The organism is Exiguobacterium sp. KKBO11, assembly GCF_001644945.1.
GTDB classification, from domain to species: Bacteria; Bacillota; Bacilli; order Exiguobacteriales; family Exiguobacteriaceae; genus Exiguobacterium_A; species Exiguobacterium_A abrahamii.
This window is the reverse complement of record NZ_LUCU01000022.1, coordinates 702,610-722,496: the sequence shown is the minus strand read 5'-3', so window position 1 is coordinate 722,496 and position 19,887 is coordinate 702,610. Positions and strand designations below refer to the sequence as shown.

The window sequence follows — 19,887 nt, the reverse complement described above, 5'->3', positions numbered from 1 at the left end:
GATGGAGAACTACATTTTGTCATTGGATCAGGGAACGACGAGTACACGTGCGATCCTGTTTAATCGTGCCGGCGAGATCGTCCATTCAGCGCAACAGGAATTCACGCAGTATTTTCCGAAACCAGGTTGGGTCGAACACAACGCAAACGAGATTTGGGGAAGTGTCCTTGCTGTCGTGGCGACTTGTCTGACGGAGGCGAACGTAAAGCCGTCGCAGATTGCTGGTATTGGAATCACGAATCAACGTGAAACAGCTGTCGTTTGGGAAAAAGAAACAGGGAAACCGATTCACAATGCAGTCGTGTGGCAATCGAGACAAACGGCTGAAATCTGTGAAGCGCTTCGAGCAGCCGGTCATGCCGAGCTCTTCCGTGAGAAGACAGGTCTATTGATTGACGCTTATTTCTCTGGTACGAAAGTCAAATGGATTTTAGATCATGTCGAAGGAGCACGGGAACGTGCTGAACGTGGTGAACTACTGTTCGGTACGATCGATACGTGGCTCATCTGGAAATTATCCGGCGGAAAAGCACATGTGACCGACTATTCGAATGCAAGTCGTACGTTGATGTATAACATTCATGAATTAAAATGGGATGACGAGTTACTCGGCATCTTAGATGTCCCGAAAGCCATGCTTCCGGAAGTACGACCATCTTCTGAAGTGTACGCAGAGACAGCAGGGTATCACTTCTTCGGAGAAGCAGTTCCAATTGCTGGAGCAGCAGGCGATCAGCAAGCCGCATTGTTTGGCCAAGCATGTTTTGATACAGGAATGGCGAAAAACACATACGGTACGGGTTGCTTCATGCTGATGAACACAGGGGAAGAGGCTGTGAAATCAGATCACGGATTGCTGACGACGATCGCGTGGGGCGTCGATGGAAAAGTGGAGTATGCCTTAGAAGGAAGTATCTTCGTCGCAGGATCTGCGATTCAGTGGTTACGTGACGGCTTACGTCTCATTGATGATGCCAAAGAATCAGAAGGATACGCAACACGCGTCACGTCTTCAGACGGTGTCTACGTCGTACCAGCATTCGTTGGTCTTGGTACACCTTACTGGGATTCAGACGTTCGTGGTGCCGTCTTCGGTTTGACACGTGGTACGGAAAAAGAACATTTCATCCGCGCGACACTTGAATCACTCGCTTATCAGACACGCGACGTCCTATCTGCGATGGAGCAAGATTCAGGCATCGAGATGAAAACGCTCCGTGTCGATGGTGGAGCAGTTAAAAACGACTTCTTGATGCAGTTCCAAGGTGACATCATCCAAGCGCCAGTTGAGCGTCCGGAAATCAATGAAACGACGGCGTTAGGTGCAGCGTACCTCGCAGGTCTTGCTGTTGGATTCTTTGAGAACCGTGAACAGATTGCGACGCAATGGAAAAAAGAACGTCGTTTCGAGCCGAGTATGGCGAAAGAAGAGACGGATGCGCTCTACGGTGGATGGCAAAAAGCTGTTCAAGCTACGATGTTGTTCAAATGATGTGAGGTATGTTATAGTAAGGTCAAGTTAATAAATCGGTCGGAGAATATGGAGAGACCACAGCAGCAGTTGACATAGTCAGCGTGTTTGTTGTGGTCTCTTTTTTTTTCGAACCTAAACAGGAGGAACTATTCATGGCTAACCAACCATTTTCAAGCAAAAACCGTGCAGATGTCTATAATCGATTAACACGTGAAGAACTCGATCTACTCGTCGTAGGTGGCGGTATCACAGGTGCGGGGATCGCCCTCGATGCAGCGTCACGCGGTATGAAGATTGGCCTCGTCGAAATGCAGGATTTCGCGTCCGGTACGTCTAGTCGTTCAACGAAATTAGTCCATGGTGGTCTACGTTATTTAAAACAATTCGAAGTTCAGATGGTCGCTGAAGTCGGTAAAGAACGTGCGATCGTTTACGAAAACGGACCACACGTCACGACACCAGAGTGGATGTTGCTTCCGATGCATAAAGGCGGTACGTTCGGACCGTTCAGTACGTCAATCGGTCTTCGTGTTTATGACTTCTTAGCAGGTGTTAAACGTTCGGAATGGCGGACGATGTTATCTGCGAAAGAAACATTAGCGAAAGAACCACTCGTCAAACAACAAGGTCTCAAAGGTGGCGGTTACTACGTTGAGTACCGCACAGATGACGCCCGTCTAACAATCGAAGTCATGAAAGAAGCGGTTGAACACGGTGCACGCGTCGTCAACTATACAAAAGCGGAAGAAATCATCTACGATGCTGGAAAAGTCGTCGGCATGCGTGTGACGGATCTCTTGACAGGTGACGTACATGAAATCCGTGCGAAAAAAGTCGTCAACGCGACAGGTCCATGGGTCGATGAATTACGTGAAAAAGATGGCTCTAAAGTCGGGAAACAACTTCGTTTGACAAAAGGGGTCCACGTCGTCATCGATCAATCGAAATTCCCACTCAAACAAGCGGTCTACTTCGATACACCAGACGGTCGGATGATTTTCGCGATTCCACGTGATGGAAAAGCGTACGTTGGTACGACAGATACGTTCTTCGATAAAGATACTGCACATCCGAAGTTCACAGTCGAAGACCAAGACTACGTCCTAGACGCGATTCACTATATGTTCCCAGAGGTTAAAGTGACAGCGGAAGACGTGGAATCAAGCTGGGCTGGTGTACGTCCATTGATTTATGAAGAAGGAAAAGATCCTTCTGAAATCTCTCGTAAAGATGAAGTATGGCAGTCTGAGTCAGGTCTCATCACGATTGCGGGTGGGAAATTGACTGGATACCGTAAAATGGGTGAGCACGTCGTTGATCTCGTCGCTAAACTCTTGAAAAAAGAAGAAAACGTCGCGTATGCACGTTGCTCGACGAAAAACATGCCAATGTCTGGTGGACACGTTGGCGGAGCAAAAGGATTTGCTGAATTCTTAAAAGCTCAAACAGCAACAAACGGTTTAACGACAGAAGAAGTTCAATTCCTAGCAAAACGCTACGGTTCGAACTTACCGAAAGTACTGGAATACGCAGCAGCATTCGATGCAGCAACGACAGCTCTTCCACGTTCTGTCTATGCACAACTCCACTACAGCATCGAACATGAAATGGTCGCTCGTCCGATCGACTTCTTCATCCGCCGTACAGGTGCTGTCTTCTTCGATATCGCTTGGGCTCGTGCTCATAAAGATGCCGTCATCGAAGAGATGAAATCTGTCTTGAACTGGACAGCAGAACAAACAGATGCTTATACGAAAGAACTCGATATCGAGATCGAAGATGCAGCACATGCACTCGTGACAGAATAAGCTCTCTAACTCATCAAGGAATCAAGATCAATATGATCTTGATTTCTTTTTTTACATATTCGTATTGACGCGGGCGGAAAGATTGCAACTCTTTCTAGAGGCGACTATGCTTAATGTATGAAATTGCACAAAAGGAGAGAACACAGATGAAAGTAGAAGTATGGTCGGATTACGCATGTCCGTTTTGTTATATTGGGAAGCGTCGTTTAGAACAAGCAATTGCGAACGAAAAGTTAGATGTCGAGGTCGAATTCAAGAGCTTTGAACTCGATCCAGATGCACCAGCAGTACCGACGCAAGGATTATACGAAATTCTTGCTTCAAAATATGGAACGACTCTCGAGCAAGCACGGAATATGTCGCAAGGTGTCGTTGATACGGCACGTCAGGAAGGCTTGCACTACGAGATGGATCGTGTCATCCCAGCCAATACATTTGAGGCTCATCGTCTGACTCAATTCGCTAAAAAACATGGTAAGATGAATGCAGTATCAGAAGCCTTGTTCACAGCGTACTTCATGAATGGAGAAGATCTAAATGACCGAGCTATTCTGACAAGGATCGCAGTAGATGCTGGACTTGCTGAGGCAGATGTCAAAGCGTTTCTTGCGTCAGAAGAACTGGCGACAGATGTTCGAGAAGAAGAAGCGATGGCACAACAACTGGGTGTCCGTGGTGTACCGTTCTTCGTCTTTGACCGGAAATATGCCATTTCTGGCGCACAACCAGTGGAAGCCTTCGAACAAGTCTTCGCGAAGATGCGCCAAGAACAAACACTTGAAGTCATCGCTGAAGGTGACGCGTGTGGTGTTGACGGCTGTAACTGATCACATTATGATTCCATCACAAAGGAGCACGAAACCCTTATGAAATTCATCTTCCATCCTGAGATTCGCGATGCGCGAATCAATCTCGCTGTCGAAGAATTCATCTTGAACAACCTGAACGTTAATGAAGAAGACTATTTCTTGTTTTATATCAATGGTCCGTCGATCATCGTCGGAAAAAACCAGAACACGAATGAAGAAGTCAATTTGAAATATGTCGAAGAAAACGGCATCCACGTCGTCCGTCGTCTTTCAGGTGGTGGCGCTGTGTATCATGACGAAGGAAACTTGAACTTCAGTTTCTTGACAAAAGATGACGGTGATTCGTTCAACAACTATAAAAAGTTCACGGAGCCAGTCGTACAAGCGCTGCATAAACTCGGTGTCGAAGCGGAGTTATCTGGACGAAACGATATTCATGTCGGAAGTCGGAAAATCAGTGGGAATGCTCAGTTCACGACTAAAGGGCGGATGTTTAGTCACGGTACACTGATGCTCGATTCGAACATCGAAGAAGTCGTCAATGCGCTTGTCGTCAGTGAAGAGAAGATGCGCTCTAAAGGCATTAAATCAGTCCGGAGTCGTGTCGCGAATATCTCGGAATTCCTGTCAGAACCATTGACGATGGAACAATTCGTCGATCATCTCCTTGCTTCGATCTATGAAGGGAAAGAGATTGAACGGTATATCTTAACCGAAGAGGACTGGGATAAAGTACGTGCCATCTCGGCAGAACGTTATGGCAACTGGGAGTGGAATTTCGGGAAATCGCCGAAATTCGACGTCATTCATAAAAAACGTTTCCCAATCGGTACGATTGATTTCCGGCTGAACGTCAAAAAAGGCATCATCGAAGAAGCGAAGATTTATGGCGACTTCTTTGGCGTCGAGGATGCAGAAGAAATCGCACGGGCGCTCGAAGGTTCGCGCTATGATCGCGCGTCACTTCGCGAAGTGCTCGGTCGGTACGAATTGAAAAAATATTTCGGTGCCGTCGAACTAGATGAGGTGCTAGACGTTTTAGCGTAAGTCTTTATGGGAAAACTCCTTCTATCAACTGCATAGGGGGAGTTTTTTTCATGGGCTATAATAAAGATAATTTTTTAGAAGGTTCGTTGACGGACTTTATTGATTTCGAACGGATTTCAGAACAGTTACCAAAAACGGAGGATGAACAGCCGTTACCATATTATGAGCGTGATGATTATAAGGCAGCAGGAAAATTAGAGGGGAAAGTCGCGATCGTCACGGGCGGCAACTCTGGAATCGGGCGTGCTGTCTCAATTGCTTATGTCCGAGAAGGAGCGAAAGTTGTCATCGCCTTCTACGGTGATCAAGAAGGGGCAGAAGAAACAAAGGCACGCCTTGAGGAATTAGGAGGCGAAGTCCTACTTTCTAAAGGAGATATCGGAGATGCGGATTACTGTGAAACACTGGTCCAAAAAACAATCGATCGTTTCGGTCGCTTAGATATCATCGTCAACAATGCGAGTATGCAAAAACCAGAAGATAGTCTGAAGGATATTACAGACGAGTCGATGGAAAAGACGTTCAAGACGAATATCTTCGGAATGATGCGTCTTGCCCGTGCTGCCTTACCGCATCTTTCACTCGGTTCTGCCATCATCAATACGACATCTTCAACGGCATACGAAGGAAATGCGTTACTGATCGATTATTCTGCTACTAAGGGAGCAATCGTCAGCTTCACACGAAGTCTTTCGATGAACTTAGCGAAGGAAGGAATTCGTGTCAATGCCGTCGCACCGGGTCCGATCTGGACGCCGCTCATCACGGAAACGTTCCCGCATGAGTCGGTCAAGACATTCGGGAAAAATACACCGATGGATCGCCCAGGGCAACCGGCTGAGATGGCATCTGCGTATGTATTCTTAGCGTGTAACGATTCAAGTTATATGACAGGACAAGTCCTTCACTTAAACGGTGGCGTCATCGTCAACGGTTAAAAAGAAACTCGGTGAAAACGTTTCCAAAAAGTGTTACACTATCCATACGGTCGCTTTTGACTACGTATGGATTTTTTTTACGTAAAAAATGAATAGTCATTCATTCGAAAGGGGAATTTTGCTCATGCTTGGATTGATTCAATCCGTCGAAGAAACAGCTCGAACACATCCAGATTCAACGGCGTATGTGTTTGAGGACACGCAAGTCAGCTATCGTGAGTTTGTCGAGAAGTTTCACCGGGCAGCCGGCGCACTCGAAGCGAACGGGATTCAAAAGGGTGATCATGTCGCGCTGATTTTAGGAAATAGCCCGGCGTTCCTAGTGGCGTATTACGCCATCATGAAACAAGGGGCAATCGCGATTCCGATCAACCCTACATATACACCGGATGAAATCGGGTATATTCTGATGAACGGTGATGTGAAGGGGATTTTAGGTATTGCACCGCTCGTCGAAGCAGCAAAAGATCGTCTCGTTCATTTACCGAACCTCAAGATTGTCGTCTCTGTTCCCTACGCGGATCAGGAAGGACCAAACGAAACGCATCAACAAGTTAAGTTCATCACGCTCGATCGCTGGCTCGAAATCGAACATCCATTGACAGAAGTGACGAATGAATTGGACGACATTGCTGTCATTCTCTATACGAGTGGAACGACAGGAAAACCAAAAGGTGCGATGTTGTCCCATCGTAATCTGACGTCGAATGCGCGCTCGATTGGGGATTATCTACATGTATCCAGTAGCGACCGGACACTTGCCGTATTACCGATGTTTCATGTTTTTTGTTTGACGGTCGTCGTCAATGCTTCACTCGCACATGGAGCGTCAATCATCATTGCTTCACGTTTTTCACCACAAGAAACGTTTGAGTTGGCGAAAAAAGAACAGGTGACGATCTTTGCGGGAGTTCCGACGATGTATAATTTCTTACTTCAAACTGTGAAGGCCCATCCGGAATATGCGACCTATTTTGAATCAACACGTTTGTTCGTCTCAGGAGGAGCGAGTCTCCCAGTGCCGCTTCTTGAAGCATTTGATCGGACATTCCAATGTCGTATCCTCGAAGGATATGGTTTATCGGAAGCATCACCCGTTACCTGTTTCAATCCGGTCAATGGTGTTCAGAAACCAGGCTCGATTGGTACATCGATCGTCGATGTCGAAAACAAAGTTGTCGATGAACTCGGACAAGAATTACCAAATGGTCAAGTCGGAGAATTGATCGTTCGAGGACCAAACGTCATGACGGGTTACTACAAGATGCCGGAAGAGTCGCAAGCGACGTTACGCGATGGCTGGTTATATACGGGTGATTTGGCTCGTCGAGATGAAGACGGTTATTTCTATATCGTCGATCGTAAAAAAGATATGATCATCGTCGGTGGTTACAACGTCTACCCGCGTGAAGTCGAAGAAGTCCTCTACCAACATCCGAACGTCATTGAAGCCGCCGTCATCGGCATACCGGATGAGGAGATGGGCGAAGCCGTCAAAGCATTCGTTGTTGCTCGTGAGACGATGACGGAAGAGGAAACGCAGGCATTCTGTGCTACATCACTCGCGAAATATAAATGTCCGACGCAGATTGAGTTCATCGATCAATTACCTCGTAATACGACCGGGAAGATTTTACGGACCGTGTTGAAGAAACAACCGACGAATTCATGAGTGTCTCAAGAACTTCAGGTTTCTGAAGTTCTTTTTCTGTGCATAGACAAGAAGGAGGGGATACGAATGAATATCGCTTTGATTGCACATGATGAGAAAAAGGATGAGATGATGGGCTTTACACGGGCTTACGCCGCATTCTTTAGGAAAAATACATTATATGCGACAGGAACGACCGGACAACGGATCATGGAAGCAACCGATCTACACGTCCATCGCTGTAAGTCAGGTCCACTCGGTGGGGATCAGGAAATCGGAGCGCTTGTAGCACAAGGAAAAATCGATATCGTGATTTTTTTACGGGATCCACTAACGGCCCAACCGCATGAGCCGGACGTCTCCGCACTTATTCGATTATGTGATGTGTACGATTTACCGCTTGCGACGAATGTCGGAACTGCTGAAATTTTAATCAATGGACTCGAACAAGGACAATTTGATTGGAAGGAAATCATTCGAAAACGCCATGAACTGGAACAACAAAAGTTTTTAGACGATTAATTTCATGAGAACGCTTCTCATTTTCGTTTGAGCGTGATATAGTCAGTTTGAGGATGATACTGATTATCAATTGCGATGGAAAAGGTGGCGAAGAAAATGGAGATTCTATTAATGACGGGTGTAACGGTATTGTTAGGAGGCGGCGTTGGATTTTTGACGCACGTCGTAAAAATGGAACGTCGTCAACAGGTAACACCTGTGACTTCAAAGAACGAGCAAGTAGCGTATCCAGCGCTCCGTCTCGTCAAATAATAGAAAATTTATGACTTCGCCTTTCTTTTCTTTTGAAAAGAAAGGTTTTTTTGAATTATTATCCACTCTCCCATAATTTTGCGGAATTCCTTTGATACACTGAAACAAAGCACATTAGTCGAGGAGTGAGAGCCATGCATACAATCTATTTAGTTGATGATGAAGTGAACTTGAATCGTGTACTCGTGAAATATTTGGAGCAAGAGGGATGGCAGGTGAAGTCGTTTACGTCTGGTGAGGCAGCGGCCTCTGCCATCGTTGAAAAGCCTGACTTATGGATTTTAGACATCATGCTACCGGATATGGATGGTTTTCAATTGATTAAGCGGATCAAGGCACATGATGAGACGACACCTGTCATCTTCATCTCGGCTCGTGATGAGGACATCGATAAAATCATTGGTCTTGAGATGGGATCAGACGATTACATCGCAAAACCGTTCCTTCCGCGAGAACTCGTCATCCGCGTCAAAAAGATTTTGGCACGAACGTATGCGACACCAAAGAGTGGTGTCATCCAATACGGTGATTATATGATTTATCCAGAGAAACGAATCATCGAAGAGAATGGTCAAGAAATCGATTTGACGTCGAAAGAGTACGATTTGTTGATTTTATTCGCCACACAAATCGGGACGCCGATGTCACGCGAGCAGATTCTCGTCAGCGTCTGGGGTGACGATTATTTCGGTTCGGACCGAGTCGTAGATGATCTCGTTCGTCGCGTCCGTAAAAAATTATCGAAACTCGAGCTCGAAACGATTTACGGCATCGGTTATCGCTTGGTGTCTGCATGAAAAACCGCAGTCTCGGATTCCAGATTTGGGCGATGTTTCTGCTCGTCATCGTCACGCTTTCTGCGGTCATTCTCCTGGTCATTCGGTCATCGATCGGAAATTTCATCGATGAACAGGTCTATGCGACACTTGAGAATAGCGAAGTCTTCTTCTCGAAGGACGCCTCCGTCATCGAGATGCTTCAGGATAATCCGATTGAATTTGACCGCCGAAAACAGGAGTCCCGTTCTGTTAATATCTTACTCCTTTCTAAAAACGGAAAGCTCTATTACGGTGGAGCACCACAACAGCTGATCAATCAGATGTACCGTGATGCGATTGATCAAAAAACAGTTACGGCAAAGTATACAACGCGTCTTGATAAAGAAGATGTATACTACAGTATTCGAAAAATCGAGGATAGTGGTGAAACGTACTATCGTGTCTCCTATGTTTGGGATGCGTATCGACAAGAACTGATTACGCAGTTATTCTCGAAAATCGGATTCGTCGTCATCATTGGAAGTATCTTTACGCTATTCATTGCCTTTTGGTTAGCGCGACGGTTGACACAACCACTCGTCGAAATCGAGGGAGCGGTCGGGAAGATCGCGGCTCAGAAATGGGATACACCACTTCCACTTGATCGCGGGGATGAAATCGGACGACTCGCACGATCAGTCGATGCGATGCGGATGGATCTTGAAAAACAAGATAAGGCACAAAAATCATTACTTCAAAACATCTCCCATGATTTGAAGACACCGATCATGGTCATCCGAAGTTATGCTCAATCCATCTCAGACGGGATTTATCCGGATGGTGATTTGACCGGATCCGTATCCGTCATTGATGAAGAAGCGGAGCGGTTGGAGAAAAAAGTCGCAGCTCTACTTTATGTCACGAAGCTCGACTATTTCGAGCTCAATCGTTCAACGTGGGACAATGTTGACATCGACCGGATGGTGCATCTGTTGAAAAATCGCTTTTCTGGGACGAAATCACTTGAATGGCATGTTAGTGGAGAAGCGGGAATCGTTCTTGGTGAAGGAGAGCAGTTACGTGTTGCGCTCGAAAATGTCATGGACAATGCGATTCGTTATGCCGAAACACGAATCGATATCCGATTGTCCGGAACAGCGGATCAGGTGCATATCGAAATCGAAAATGACGGACCACCGCTTGAAGCCTCCTCGCCACTGTTCCATCAATTCTCACGTGGCAAGGAAGGAAAGTTTGGGCTTGGTCTCTATATCGTCAAACGGATCGTTGAGCGTCATGATGGAACGGTCGCAATCGAAAACCGTTCTGCGGGAAATGGAGTTGGAAAAGTTTGTGTGATTTTTAATTTCCCACGTCATTTTATTGAGCAAGAGGAAAAAAAACCAAAAGAATTTTAAAAACGGGATCTTTGGATCTCGTTTTTTTCGTTAGGAAATAATCGTTCCGTTCATGCAAGGCAAAAGGAAGTTTGATATAACCAATATAATCCAGGAAGGGAGCGAAGGAGATGTCATACCCAATCACGGAAGAAACGTTAGCCTTGATCCCGCGATACGGTCAATACGGTGAACCGCAGACACTCGTCATCAAGGAACATTCTGAAAGTATTTTAGATGGTCATCCCATTAAGTTGATTGAAGAATCCTGTTTGTATTTTGGTTCGTCCATGCGTGGAAGAATCGAAGCAGCGCGGCATATTCTTGGTCCGAACCGAAAGACCCCTGTTTTAGTGGATTGGCAAGCACAGACGATTTTCTTTCCAACGACCGCAAAAGAAAAGGCGGAATGTATTTGGATTAATTTTAAACAGATGAAGACTGTTCAGAAAAAATCCGGTAAAGTACAAGTCGAATTTCAGACAGGTCAATGTATCGATACGGATGCATCCGCATACAGCATCGAACGACAACGGATTAAAACACTGGAACTGGCGTATGAAATGCAGCGTCGTTTTCAGTTGCCGGAGTTTAAGAATCGGTGAAAAGTGGAAACACATAACAGGAATCTTACTTACGTAAGGAGAAACAGTAGAGAGAGAACTCATAGGGAGGTGAAGCGGTAACTTTTACCGCGACACGATGAATGAATCATACGAATGGTTAAATCGCCGAAAATTACAGCCTGGATTTGGTGCGACTGGAGGCAGACGCTTTATCAGTTCCCGCATCGTGCGTCCGGAAAATACACCGGGTAAACGAATCAAAGGAATTAAACGGGCGCGACAATTGGTCGTCGATGATGCTGGAAATCGCCGTTGGGTCACGAAACGCATCGTCGTGACGGATGCTGCGAAACACGTCACGATGAACCGTCGGACATCCATCGCCTTGAAAGAGACGAATGAGTCCCGCCTTGAGCAAGTCAAACAAAAACTAGCATCCAACAAAAAGGTCTTATTACCGATCTTGGCGGCAACAGGGATCGCTGTCGCAGGTGGCGTTCTTGCTTACGTCCTTCGTCGGAAGAAAAAACAGTCTGATCAATAAAAAATAAGCCGTTCTCCAATCGGAGGACGGCTTATTTCATGCATTACAAGAATCGTTTTCGTAAAGAAGTCGAGAGTGCTTTTTCTGCGATTTCTTCTAGTTCCGTCAAGTTTGTCGGATCAAAGCTATCATTGTAGAAACGACCTACGAAGTCGACACGGTCGTAATCGAGTTCCTTGAAAATCAAGTGTTTATGGTCGTCATAAAAAACGACACGATAGTAATCAGATCCGCGTTCAAGGGTTACGAGACCTTTGATGTGATCCAATTTTTTTTGTTCTTCGGTTTGCTCTTCCTCGAGCGTGTCATCCTCGTTCGTCGATGCTTCGGCTTGCTCGATCGCATTCTTTACGAGTTCAGGTCGTTGTTCTTGTTCTTCCGTCATGTTTTATCGCCTCCATTTATTATTTTACATGGAAATGGACAGATGAGAAAGAAAAATCCCTCAGTCCATCTGGTGTGCTTCACAAACGCGTAGTACATTCATCGCGCCAATTCGTAATCGCTCGAGTAGTTGAAGTCGTGCTTCTTCATTTGGAATCGTATCAAGAGCAGCTACTTCCATCAGTTCCAACCAACGGATGGCATGTTCTTTTTGAATCGGTAATAACCGGTGAATCATCGCTAAACTCGCCGGCGGTTGATCCGGGTCGCGCGGTCCCCCTGTCAATTGGGTCAAGAAGACGAGTTGTGCCTGTTCGACACGTTGCCGATCTTCAGGGAATAACGGTCGCAACAGTGAATCATGGTAGACTTGATGATAGAATGAGCGAACCAAGGATGTGAGTATATGCTCGCCTCCGACGGTTTCGTAAAGTGACAAGAAGCATCACCTGCCTTACATAGGATGTGTCCTGATTATAGCAAATTTATACGTAGAAGACATGCGCCAAAAACAGTACATTTGTTCTTGTTTGTGAGATACTAAGAGTAAAGAAAAACGAGAAGGAGGTTTTCTTGATGAACCATATGCATATTGGTCGTGCCGGTAGTGGGAAAACGACACAATTGATCGAGCGCGTCGTACAAGAACTCGAGCAACGACCACTAGGAGAGAAGATGTATTTCATCGTTCCAGATCAGATGTCATTTGAAATGGAGCGGCGGATTGCGACAGATGAACGGATAGCAGGTCTTGTTCGTCTTGAGGTCATGAGTCTACGGCGCTTTGCGTTTCATATTTTACGCGATTACGGGAATCAAGCGATTCCATTTCTTGATGAGACGGGGACGCAGCTATTACTGCGACAGGTCGTTGAGGAATCAGAAGACGAACTGAAGATTTTTAAACGAACTAAAAACATGCCTGGATTTTTCCAAGGACTTGATGAGCTCATTGCGTCGTTTAAACGTTCGTTGATTGAGCCAGACATGTTGCGTCAAGTGAGTGATCGCTCTCTCGAACGGTCACCGAAATTAAACGACCTTGCGTTGATTTATGAGCGCTTTACGGAACGAATTGTCGATAAAGCACTCCATGCAGACGATTACTATACGACGTTGCTCGAATTACTTCCAAAAGCGCGACTGGATCAAGCGACGATCATCGTCGACGGATTTTATGAATTTTCGCTCCAGGAACAACAAGTTTTACTCGCCTTGATGCAACAAGTGGCTGAAATGCATATTAGTTTTACGATGGACGCAACGGATCCTTATGCGAAACAAACTTCTTTTGGTGTGTCTCAGCGATGCTACATGCAATTGATCGGTCAGATGCAGGAGCTGTCGATTCCATACGAAGAAATCTTGTATGATCAACCAATCAAGTTTCAATCAGAAGGGCTACGACATTTGGAGCAGGCCTTGTTGAAGCCGGGATATCCTCCTGTCGATCATGATATTGACGGCTTTCAGATGACAGCTGCAGTTAACCGTCAAGTCGAAGCAGAATCAGCCGTGCGGAAAGCGATTCAACTCGTTCGACAAAAAGGGTATCGGTTTCATGAAATGGCATTCGTCGTGCGGCATCTTGAGCCGTATGCGGATCACTTGGAACGAGCCTTCCACATGTATGATGTTCCGTATTTCTTGGATCAACGTGAGTCGATGGTTCACCATCCGCTCGTTGACTTGATTCAATCTGCTTTAGACATCGTAACGTCGGGTTATCGGGAAGAAACGGTCTTTCGTTTACTGAAGACGGAGCTCTTGCCGATTCCAGCAGAAGATGCGCGTCTAGCGCTCGATCGTTTCGAGACGTTCGTGCTCGAACGCGGCATCAAAGGATCGATGTGGCAACAACCGTGGCAATTAAAGCGACGCCTAGCAGAGGAAGTTCGCTTAACGGAAGAAGAGCTTGCGCAAGAAGAAGAACTGAACCATTTACGAACCTTCGTCGTCGACTTGATTGAACCGTTGCACCGTCGGTTGAAGCAGGCAAAGACGATGAGCGCGTATACGAAAGGTCTTTATCAATTCCTTGAAGAACAAAAAATTGCAGAACGTTTAATGGAATGGCGTAAGCAGGCACTAGAGCAGGATCAGTTACTTGTTGCGCGCGAGCATGATCAAGTATATGAAGCGATACTTCATCTATTCGAGCAGCTAGAAGCTGCTGCGCCTGAGCATACCTTATCAACGGATTTGTTCGTCCAGATGGTCGAGACAGGACTTGAGAGCCTTCGTTTTGCACTTGTTCCGCCATCGCTCGATCAAGTCATCGCGACGGACTATGTCCGTGGACGATTACAACGAGTAAAAGTCGTCTTTTTACTCGGAGCGAATGATGGTCTGATTCCGTTCGTTCAAGATCAATCAAAGTTACTGTCCGAAAATGATCATGACTTTTTACATGAGCATGGTATTCCGGTTGGAAAAGCGTCTCTTGATATGTTTGATGATGAGCTGTTTTACCTGTATCAAGGGATGATGGCTCCAAGTGAAGCCTTGTATGTCAGTTACGCACTTGTCGATGAAGAAGGTAAGGCGCTTCAGCCGGCAGCGATCACAAAACAATTAAAGCGACAACTGTTGCTCGATCGTCCGATCAAAACACACTTTGCGGAAGCTGGGGAACACGCACCGCAAGAACAACTTGATTTCGTAACGAGTCCAGATCGCGCGGCAGCAGCGACGGCGATCGAGCTGCGCCGTTTGCAACGACGTTATCCGATTCAGCCGATTTGGTTCGAAGTGTACAATACGCTTCTCGAAAACGGACAGGGACGTGAACGGATGGGGTTATTCTCGAGTGCCTTGTTCTATCAAAATCAAGCGGAAGCCTTGCCGGAAGGGTTGGCGCATCGTCTATATGGTGATTCACTGCAAGCGAGCGTTTCGCGTTTTGAGACCTATAACGCCTGCTCGTATAAGCATTTTGCTCGATACGGACTTCGTTTACGCGAGCGGAAGCTGTATAAATTTGAAGCACCGGACATCGGGAATCTGTTCCACGGCGCATTAAATGATCTGTCGCTCAGTATTAAAGCTTCTGGACGACACTGGCGAGAGATCGACGGCGAGACGTGCGGAAAACTGGCGAAGGAAGCTGTCGAAAAGGTGACACCGGAAATTCAGAATGCGATCTTGATGAGTTCGAGTCGCTTCGGGTATATCAAGAAAAAATTGACGGATGTCGTCGAACAAACAGCTAAAATGCTTGTGGAACAAGCAAAACGAACAGACTTTGAACCCGACTTATTTGAAATCAGTTTTGGGAACGCGACGTTCCCGCCATTACGCTTTACGTTACCGGATGGAACAGAAATTGAATTCACGGGTCGCATCGACCGGATTGATCAGGCGACGATTGGTGATCAGCTATACGTTCGAATCATTGATTACAAATCGAGTGCTCGAGGACTTGATTTTGCGGAAATCTATTATGGGCTTGCGATTCAGATGTTGTTGTATTTGAAGACGGTCGTGGAGCAGTCGGAGCTGCTTTATCAACAGCAGGCAAAACCAGCTGGTGCGTTATATTTCCACGTCAAAAACCCGATGCTACGAGGCGATTTATCGGCTGACGAAGAAGAGCGCAACCAACTGTTACTCGAGTCCTATCAAATGCAAGGCGTCATCCTCGAGAATGACGAGGTACTACGAGCGATGGATCATATTGCGTACGATGAACGAAAAAAATCACCGCTCGTCAAAGTGACATTCACAAAAAACGGACTGCATAAGACGCAGACGAAAGGTGTCGTACAAGAGGAAGATTTATCAGCGCTGATGGATCATGCATGGGAGGCATTAAAAGACAGCAGTCAAGACATCTATGATGGGGATATCGCCATCAATCCATTCGATTATCAGGAACGGACACCGTGTAGTTTTTGTGAGTATCGTTCAGTCTGTCAGTTCGATGAATCGCTTGGGAATCAGTATCGCCCATTAAAACCGATGTCTGAAAAAGAGGTACTGGAACGGTTGAAGGAGGAAGAAGAATGAGCGTGCGTTGGACGGAAGAACAACAACAAGCCATTTCAGCTAGAGGTGGACATATCCTCGTCTCAGCGGCAGCGGGATCAGGGAAGACAGCGGTCCTCGTTGAACGGCTGACGCAACGATTGATTGATCCCGAAGATGAGTTGTCGGCTGATCGGATTCTCGTCGCTACCTTTACGAATGCGGCAGCACGTGAGATGAAGACGCGGGTCATCGAGGTGATGGACCAGCGCATCAAAGAGGCACCGGATGATTTGTATTTGAAAAAACAGCGTCAATTAATGAACCGGGCACAAATTACAACGATTCATTCGTTCTGTTTGTCGATTCTGCGCGAGAACTATTACCGGATTGGTCTAGATCCTGCGTTTCGAATTGCCGATGAATCCGAATTACTGTTATTGCAAGACGATGTCTTAGAAGCGGTCTTTGAGTCCTTTTATGCTTCCGAGGACCCAGGATTCTATGATTTGATTGATAGTTATACGTCAGATCGGGATGATCAAGCGATGCTGACACTGATTTCGAATCTCTATCGGTTTTCCCGTTCCTTACCGGATCCGGAAGCCTTTTATGCACATTTAATCAGTCAGTACGATCAGCCAATTGACCCGGATGATTCTCCACTTATGCAACGACTAGTCGAATTAGAGTGGGAAAGTCTCTCGAATTTATTAGGACGTTACCGAGAACTTGCTTTTGAGCTGGAGCAGTCTGGTTATGCGGAAATGGGAAACATGATGCGACAGGATATCTCTCCCTTTGCCTTGCTCGAAACGTCAGAACGACACTGGTCGATGGTTGCGCTTGCTTTTCAAGCAGTAGAGTTCGGTCGCTGGAAGAGTCCACGCGGGGATGAAGGAATCAAACCGTTTCAAGCAGAGCGGACGCGACTCGTAGCGGAATTCAAGAAAATGAAAGAGCTGTTCGTCCAAAAGACCGGTGTCGATTACTTGGAGGACTTGCGGTCGCAGCTTCGACACGTCGAGACGATCGTGACACTCGTACGTCAATTTGCAAGCGATTATCTCGAAGCGAAACAACAACGTGGTATCGTCGATTTTTCGGATCTTGAACATTTTGCATTAGAGATCTTGACGGACGAAGGACAACCGTCAGACGTGGCAAAACTTCTGAAGGAACGTTTCGTCGAAGTACTCGTCGACGAATATCAAGATACGAACGAGGTTCAGGAACGTATCATCCAATTGGTCTCGAAAACAGATGAGGCAACAGGAAATCTCTTCATGGTCGGTGACGTCAAACAATCCATCTATAAATTTCGTCATGCAGAGCCAGGACTGTTCCTTGAGAAATTCAAACGATTCCAACAGACCGATGTGGGAACACGGATCGATTTAACAAAAAACTTCCGTAGTCGTCTTGAAGTGCTGGATGGAACGAATCAAATTTTCCGCCAAGTAATGGATGAGACGGTCGGGGAGATTGATTACGATGAAGCCGCGCACCTTCGACTCGGGAATCTGAGTTATCTCGAATCGGAGCAAGTGGCACCTGAATTACTTTTGATTGATCCACTTGATAGTGAAAAAGAAGAGGTTGAAGCACGAGCGATTGCAACGCGAATTTTAGAACTCGTTGATTCGAAGCATCCACATCTAATCTATGACGCGAAAGCCAACCGATTCCGGACCTGTGAATACCGCGACATCGTCGTCTTAGCACGGTCGCGTGGTAAGCGTGTCCAAGCGCTTGTCGAAGTGCTCGAACAGTATGAGATTCCGGTCTATGCGGATACGACAGGCGGATACTTCCAAGCGACGGAAATTCAAATCATGATGGCATTGCTCAAGACGATCGATAATCCGCTTCAAGACATTCCATTCGCGAGTTTGTTACGATCGCCGATTTTTGGGGTGGCGGATCGAGATTTAGGACGGATTCGAGCAAAACAAAAAGAAGGAAGCTTTTATGAGGCAGCGCTAGCAATGGCGGCAGAGGAATCATCACTCGGAATTCGAATGGATGAAATCATCCGTCAGATTCAATCATGGCGAACTGAAGCACGTGGGAGTGCCCTACCTGCCTTCATTCGATCGCTCTTTGATCAGACCGGCTATTTTGAATACGTCGGCTGTCTCGCCGGAGGCAAAAGTCGTCAAGCCAACTTGAACGCTTTATATGAGCGAGCGAAGCAATATGAGACGTCCGGTTATCGTGGTCTCTATCGTTTCCTTCGTCTAATCAATCGATTAATTGAACGAGGAGAAGACTTCGCAGAAGCCCGTTCGCTTGGAGAAGACGAGGACGTCGTTCGCATCATGACGATCCACCAATCAAAGGGACTCGAGTTCCCCGTGACGATCGTCAGCCAATTGACGAAGCAATTCAACAAACAGGATCAAATGCAGGCGATTCAGTTGCATAAGACGTATGGCATTGCCCTAGATGCGATTGATCCGATTCGTCGTTTGCGATCTGGGACACTCTTAAAAGAAGTCATCCGCCGGGAAATGGATCGAGAGATGAAGGCAGAAGAGATGCGCGTCTTGTATGTTGCGATGACTCGAGCGAAGGAAAAGTTGATTCTCGTCGGGACAGTCAAGGATTTAGAGGATCAAATGGCGACCTGGCAGATGACGCCACCAGATGAAGTCTTACTACCTGAAAATGATCGACGCCAAGCGAAGAGTTATGCGGAATGGGTCGTTCCGGCAGTCTTACGCAGTAGTTTACTACGTCCCGATGAGACGGATTGGTCGATTCGTGTGATGTCGTTAGAGGAGTTAGCACCGTATCAAGAAATCTCAACACTCGTGGAGCAACTCGAACACGTCCAGAAGCTTGAAAAAATCGATGTGCCGGTTAATTCACAAGTCAAAGAAATTGTCGAAGCGGCATTTTCGTATCAGTATCCGCATGCGCTTGCGACAGAGACGGCAGCAAAACAGACCGTCACGGAACTGAAGCGGGCGGAACAGCTCGAACGTGCAGCATTCGAAACGACATATCGCCAGACGACGTATTACCGAACGCCACAATTCCTCGGACCTGTTTTAAGTGGAGCGGAACGAGGAACGGTCTTACACTTAGCGATGCAATTATATGAACCGGACGAATCGATTTCGCAACAAATTGATCAGTGGGAAGCAACGGAACGCATTACGCCGATTGAAGCGACGACGATGCGGGAAGCGACAACACAGTTACAAGGATTCCTCGACTCTGAAATCGGACAATTGTTCAGCGAACGATTACGGACGAACCACGTCTATCGAGAGTTGCCATTCACATATAAGATCGGGGCATCGCGTTTCCGGAAAGACTGGACAGGTCCAGTGGATGACGCAGTCATGCAAGGAATCGTCGACTGTTTGATTCAGGATGGAGAGTCCTATATCTTGCTCGATTATAAATCGGATCAAATCGTTACGACGGAAGTCGGACAGACACCTGCTGATGTGTTACGGGATCGGTACGCGACTCAGTTGAATCTGTATCAAGAAGCGTTAGAAGCGATTCTTCATATTCAAATTTCACGCAAGGTCATCTATGCGTTTGCTTTAGAAGAAACGATTGATTTAGTGTAATTTAATTTTGATACGATCGAGACCTTCCTCGTCCTCCTACTTCAGGTAGAGATGAGGGAGGTTTTAGTATGGGTCGAAAGAGGGATGAGGAATAAGGAGACAAAATCAGTTTCTAAAGGGATTTCCGTTTCTTATTGTGAAAGAACTGTGTAAAATAAAGAAGATATGTTACTTTAACGAT

At 46.4% G+C, this 19,887-nt stretch carries 16 protein-coding genes; 14 read left to right on the top strand and 2 right to left on the bottom strand.

Features of this window, described 5'->3' with window-relative positions:
* The first annotated feature begins 1 nt into the window (after nt 1).
* From glpK to AYO36_RS10605, 12 genes are all read left to right on the top strand, one after another.
* Nucleotides 2-1,492, top strand: coding sequence for a glycerol kinase GlpK (glpK, locus tag AYO36_RS10655; RefSeq protein ID WP_050677155.1), 1,491 nt, complete (start codon nt 2-4; stop codon nt 1,490-1,492).
* A 134-nt stretch (nt 1,493-1,626) separates the two neighbouring features.
* On the top strand, nt 1,627-3,282 hold the full coding sequence (locus tag AYO36_RS10650; RefSeq protein WP_023467373.1) for a glycerol-3-phosphate dehydrogenase/oxidase: 1,656 nt from the start codon (nt 1,627-1,629) through the stop codon (nt 3,280-3,282).
* Between the two features lie 146 nt (nt 3,283-3,428).
* Nucleotides 3,429-4,109 (top strand): DsbA family oxidoreductase, encoded by a 681-nt coding sequence (locus tag AYO36_RS10645; RefSeq protein WP_064300369.1) that lies wholly within the window; start codon nt 3,429-3,431, stop codon nt 4,107-4,109.
* A 39-nt stretch (nt 4,110-4,148) separates the two neighbouring features.
* Nucleotides 4,149-5,138: a lipoate--protein ligase gene (gene lplA, locus AYO36_RS10640; RefSeq protein WP_023467375.1), complete on the top strand. Its 990-nt coding sequence runs from the start codon at nt 4,149-4,151 to the stop codon at nt 5,136-5,138.
* Between the two features lie 50 nt (nt 5,139-5,188).
* Nucleotides 5,189-6,076, top strand: a complete 888-nt coding sequence (locus AYO36_RS10635; protein WP_064300368.1) for an SDR family oxidoreductase — start codon at nt 5,189-5,191, stop codon at nt 6,074-6,076.
* A gap of 124 nt (nt 6,077-6,200) precedes the next feature.
* Nucleotides 6,201-7,748: a fatty acid--CoA ligase family protein gene (locus AYO36_RS10630; RefSeq protein ID WP_064300367.1), complete on the top strand. Its 1,548-nt coding sequence runs from the start codon at nt 6,201-6,203 to the stop codon at nt 7,746-7,748.
* Between the two features lie 66 nt (nt 7,749-7,814).
* Nucleotides 7,815-8,249, top strand: a complete 435-nt coding sequence (gene mgsA / locus AYO36_RS10625; RefSeq protein ID WP_064300366.1) for a methylglyoxal synthase — start codon at nt 7,815-7,817, stop codon at nt 8,247-8,249.
* A gap of 96 nt (nt 8,250-8,345) precedes the next feature.
* A complete protein-coding gene (locus AYO36_RS16910) occupies nt 8,346-8,501 on the top strand; it encodes a hypothetical protein (RefSeq protein ID WP_174316041.1) in 156 nt (51 codons plus the stop codon).
* Between the two features lie 134 nt (nt 8,502-8,635).
* A complete protein-coding gene (locus AYO36_RS10620; protein WP_023467381.1) occupies nt 8,636-9,298 on the top strand; it encodes a response regulator transcription factor in 663 nt (220 codons plus the stop codon).
* The gene (locus AYO36_RS10615; protein ID WP_064300365.1) at nt 9,295-10,677 is read left to right on the top strand and encodes a HAMP domain-containing sensor histidine kinase; all 1,383 of its coding nucleotides are present in this window, start codon (nt 9,295-9,297) and stop codon (nt 10,675-10,677) included. The genes AYO36_RS10620 and AYO36_RS10615 overlap by 4 nt, the downstream gene beginning before the upstream one ends.
* A 110-nt stretch (nt 10,678-10,787) precedes the next feature.
* Nucleotides 10,788-11,261 (top strand): competence protein ComK, encoded by a 474-nt coding sequence (locus AYO36_RS10610; RefSeq protein WP_029340962.1) that lies wholly within the window; start codon nt 10,788-10,790, stop codon nt 11,259-11,261.
* A 97-nt stretch (nt 11,262-11,358) separates the two neighbouring features.
* A complete protein-coding gene (locus tag AYO36_RS10605) occupies nt 11,359-11,766 on the top strand; it encodes a hypothetical protein (RefSeq protein WP_023467385.1) in 408 nt (135 codons plus the stop codon).
* Between the two features lie 43 nt (nt 11,767-11,809).
* On the opposite strand, the gene AYO36_RS10600 is transcribed toward AYO36_RS10605, so the two are convergent.
* Nucleotides 11,810-12,151 (bottom strand): hypothetical protein, encoded by a 342-nt coding sequence (locus tag AYO36_RS10600; RefSeq protein WP_023467386.1) that lies wholly within the window; start codon nt 12,149-12,151, stop codon nt 11,810-11,812.
* A gap of 60 nt (nt 12,152-12,211) precedes the next feature.
* On the bottom strand, nt 12,212-12,589 hold the full coding sequence (locus AYO36_RS10595; protein WP_064300364.1) for a truncated hemoglobin: 378 nt from the start codon (nt 12,587-12,589) through the stop codon (nt 12,212-12,214).
* Nucleotides 12,590-12,726: 137 nt separating this feature from the next.
* Between AYO36_RS10595 and addB the strand changes: the two genes are divergently transcribed.
* A complete protein-coding gene (addB, locus tag AYO36_RS10590; RefSeq protein ID WP_064300363.1) occupies nt 12,727-16,158 on the top strand; it encodes a helicase-exonuclease AddAB subunit AddB in 3,432 nt (1,143 codons plus the stop codon).
* A complete protein-coding gene (gene addA / locus AYO36_RS10585; protein WP_064300362.1) occupies nt 16,155-19,706 on the top strand; it encodes a helicase-exonuclease AddAB subunit AddA in 3,552 nt (1,183 codons plus the stop codon). The genes addB and addA overlap by 4 nt, the downstream gene beginning before the upstream one ends.
* Nucleotides 19,707-19,887: the final 181 nt, after the last annotated feature.

What these genes read in the sequence shown, in the direction of transcription:
- AYO36_RS10605 (WP_023467385.1), top strand. Translation starts at nt 11,359, where the DNA reads ATGAATGAATCATACGAATGGTTAAATCGCCGAAAATTACAGCCTGGA.
- AYO36_RS10645 (WP_064300369.1), top strand. Translation starts at nt 3,429, where the DNA reads ATGAAAGTAGAAGTATGGTCGGATTACGCATGTCCGTTTTGTTATATT.
- AYO36_RS10630 (WP_064300367.1), top strand. Translation starts at nt 6,201, where the DNA reads ATGCTTGGATTGATTCAATCCGTCGAAGAAACAGCTCGAACACATCCA.
- addA (WP_064300362.1), top strand. Translation starts at nt 16,155, where the DNA reads ATGAGCGTGCGTTGGACGGAAGAACAACAACAAGCCATTTCAGCTAGA.
- AYO36_RS10600 (WP_023467386.1), bottom strand. Translation starts at nt 12,151, where the DNA reads ATGACGGAAGAACAAGAACAACGACCTGAACTCGTAAAGAATGCGATC.
- AYO36_RS10615 (WP_064300365.1), top strand. Translation starts at nt 9,295, where the DNA reads ATGAAAAACCGCAGTCTCGGATTCCAGATTTGGGCGATGTTTCTGCTC.
- AYO36_RS16910 (WP_174316041.1), top strand. Translation starts at nt 8,346, where the DNA reads ATGGAGATTCTATTAATGACGGGTGTAACGGTATTGTTAGGAGGCGGC.
- lplA (WP_023467375.1), top strand. Translation starts at nt 4,149, where the DNA reads ATGAAATTCATCTTCCATCCTGAGATTCGCGATGCGCGAATCAATCTC.
- glpK (WP_050677155.1), top strand. Translation starts at nt 2, where the DNA reads ATGGAGAACTACATTTTGTCATTGGATCAGGGAACGACGAGTACACGT.
- mgsA (WP_064300366.1), top strand. Translation starts at nt 7,815, where the DNA reads ATGAATATCGCTTTGATTGCACATGATGAGAAAAAGGATGAGATGATG.
- AYO36_RS10620 (WP_023467381.1), top strand. Translation starts at nt 8,636, where the DNA reads ATGCATACAATCTATTTAGTTGATGATGAAGTGAACTTGAATCGTGTA.
- addB (WP_064300363.1), top strand. Translation starts at nt 12,727, where the DNA reads ATGAACCATATGCATATTGGTCGTGCCGGTAGTGGGAAAACGACACAA.
- AYO36_RS10635 (WP_064300368.1), top strand. Translation starts at nt 5,189, where the DNA reads ATGGGCTATAATAAAGATAATTTTTTAGAAGGTTCGTTGACGGACTTT.
- AYO36_RS10610 (WP_029340962.1), top strand. Translation starts at nt 10,788, where the DNA reads ATGTCATACCCAATCACGGAAGAAACGTTAGCCTTGATCCCGCGATAC.
- AYO36_RS10650 (WP_023467373.1), top strand. Translation starts at nt 1,627, where the DNA reads ATGGCTAACCAACCATTTTCAAGCAAAAACCGTGCAGATGTCTATAAT.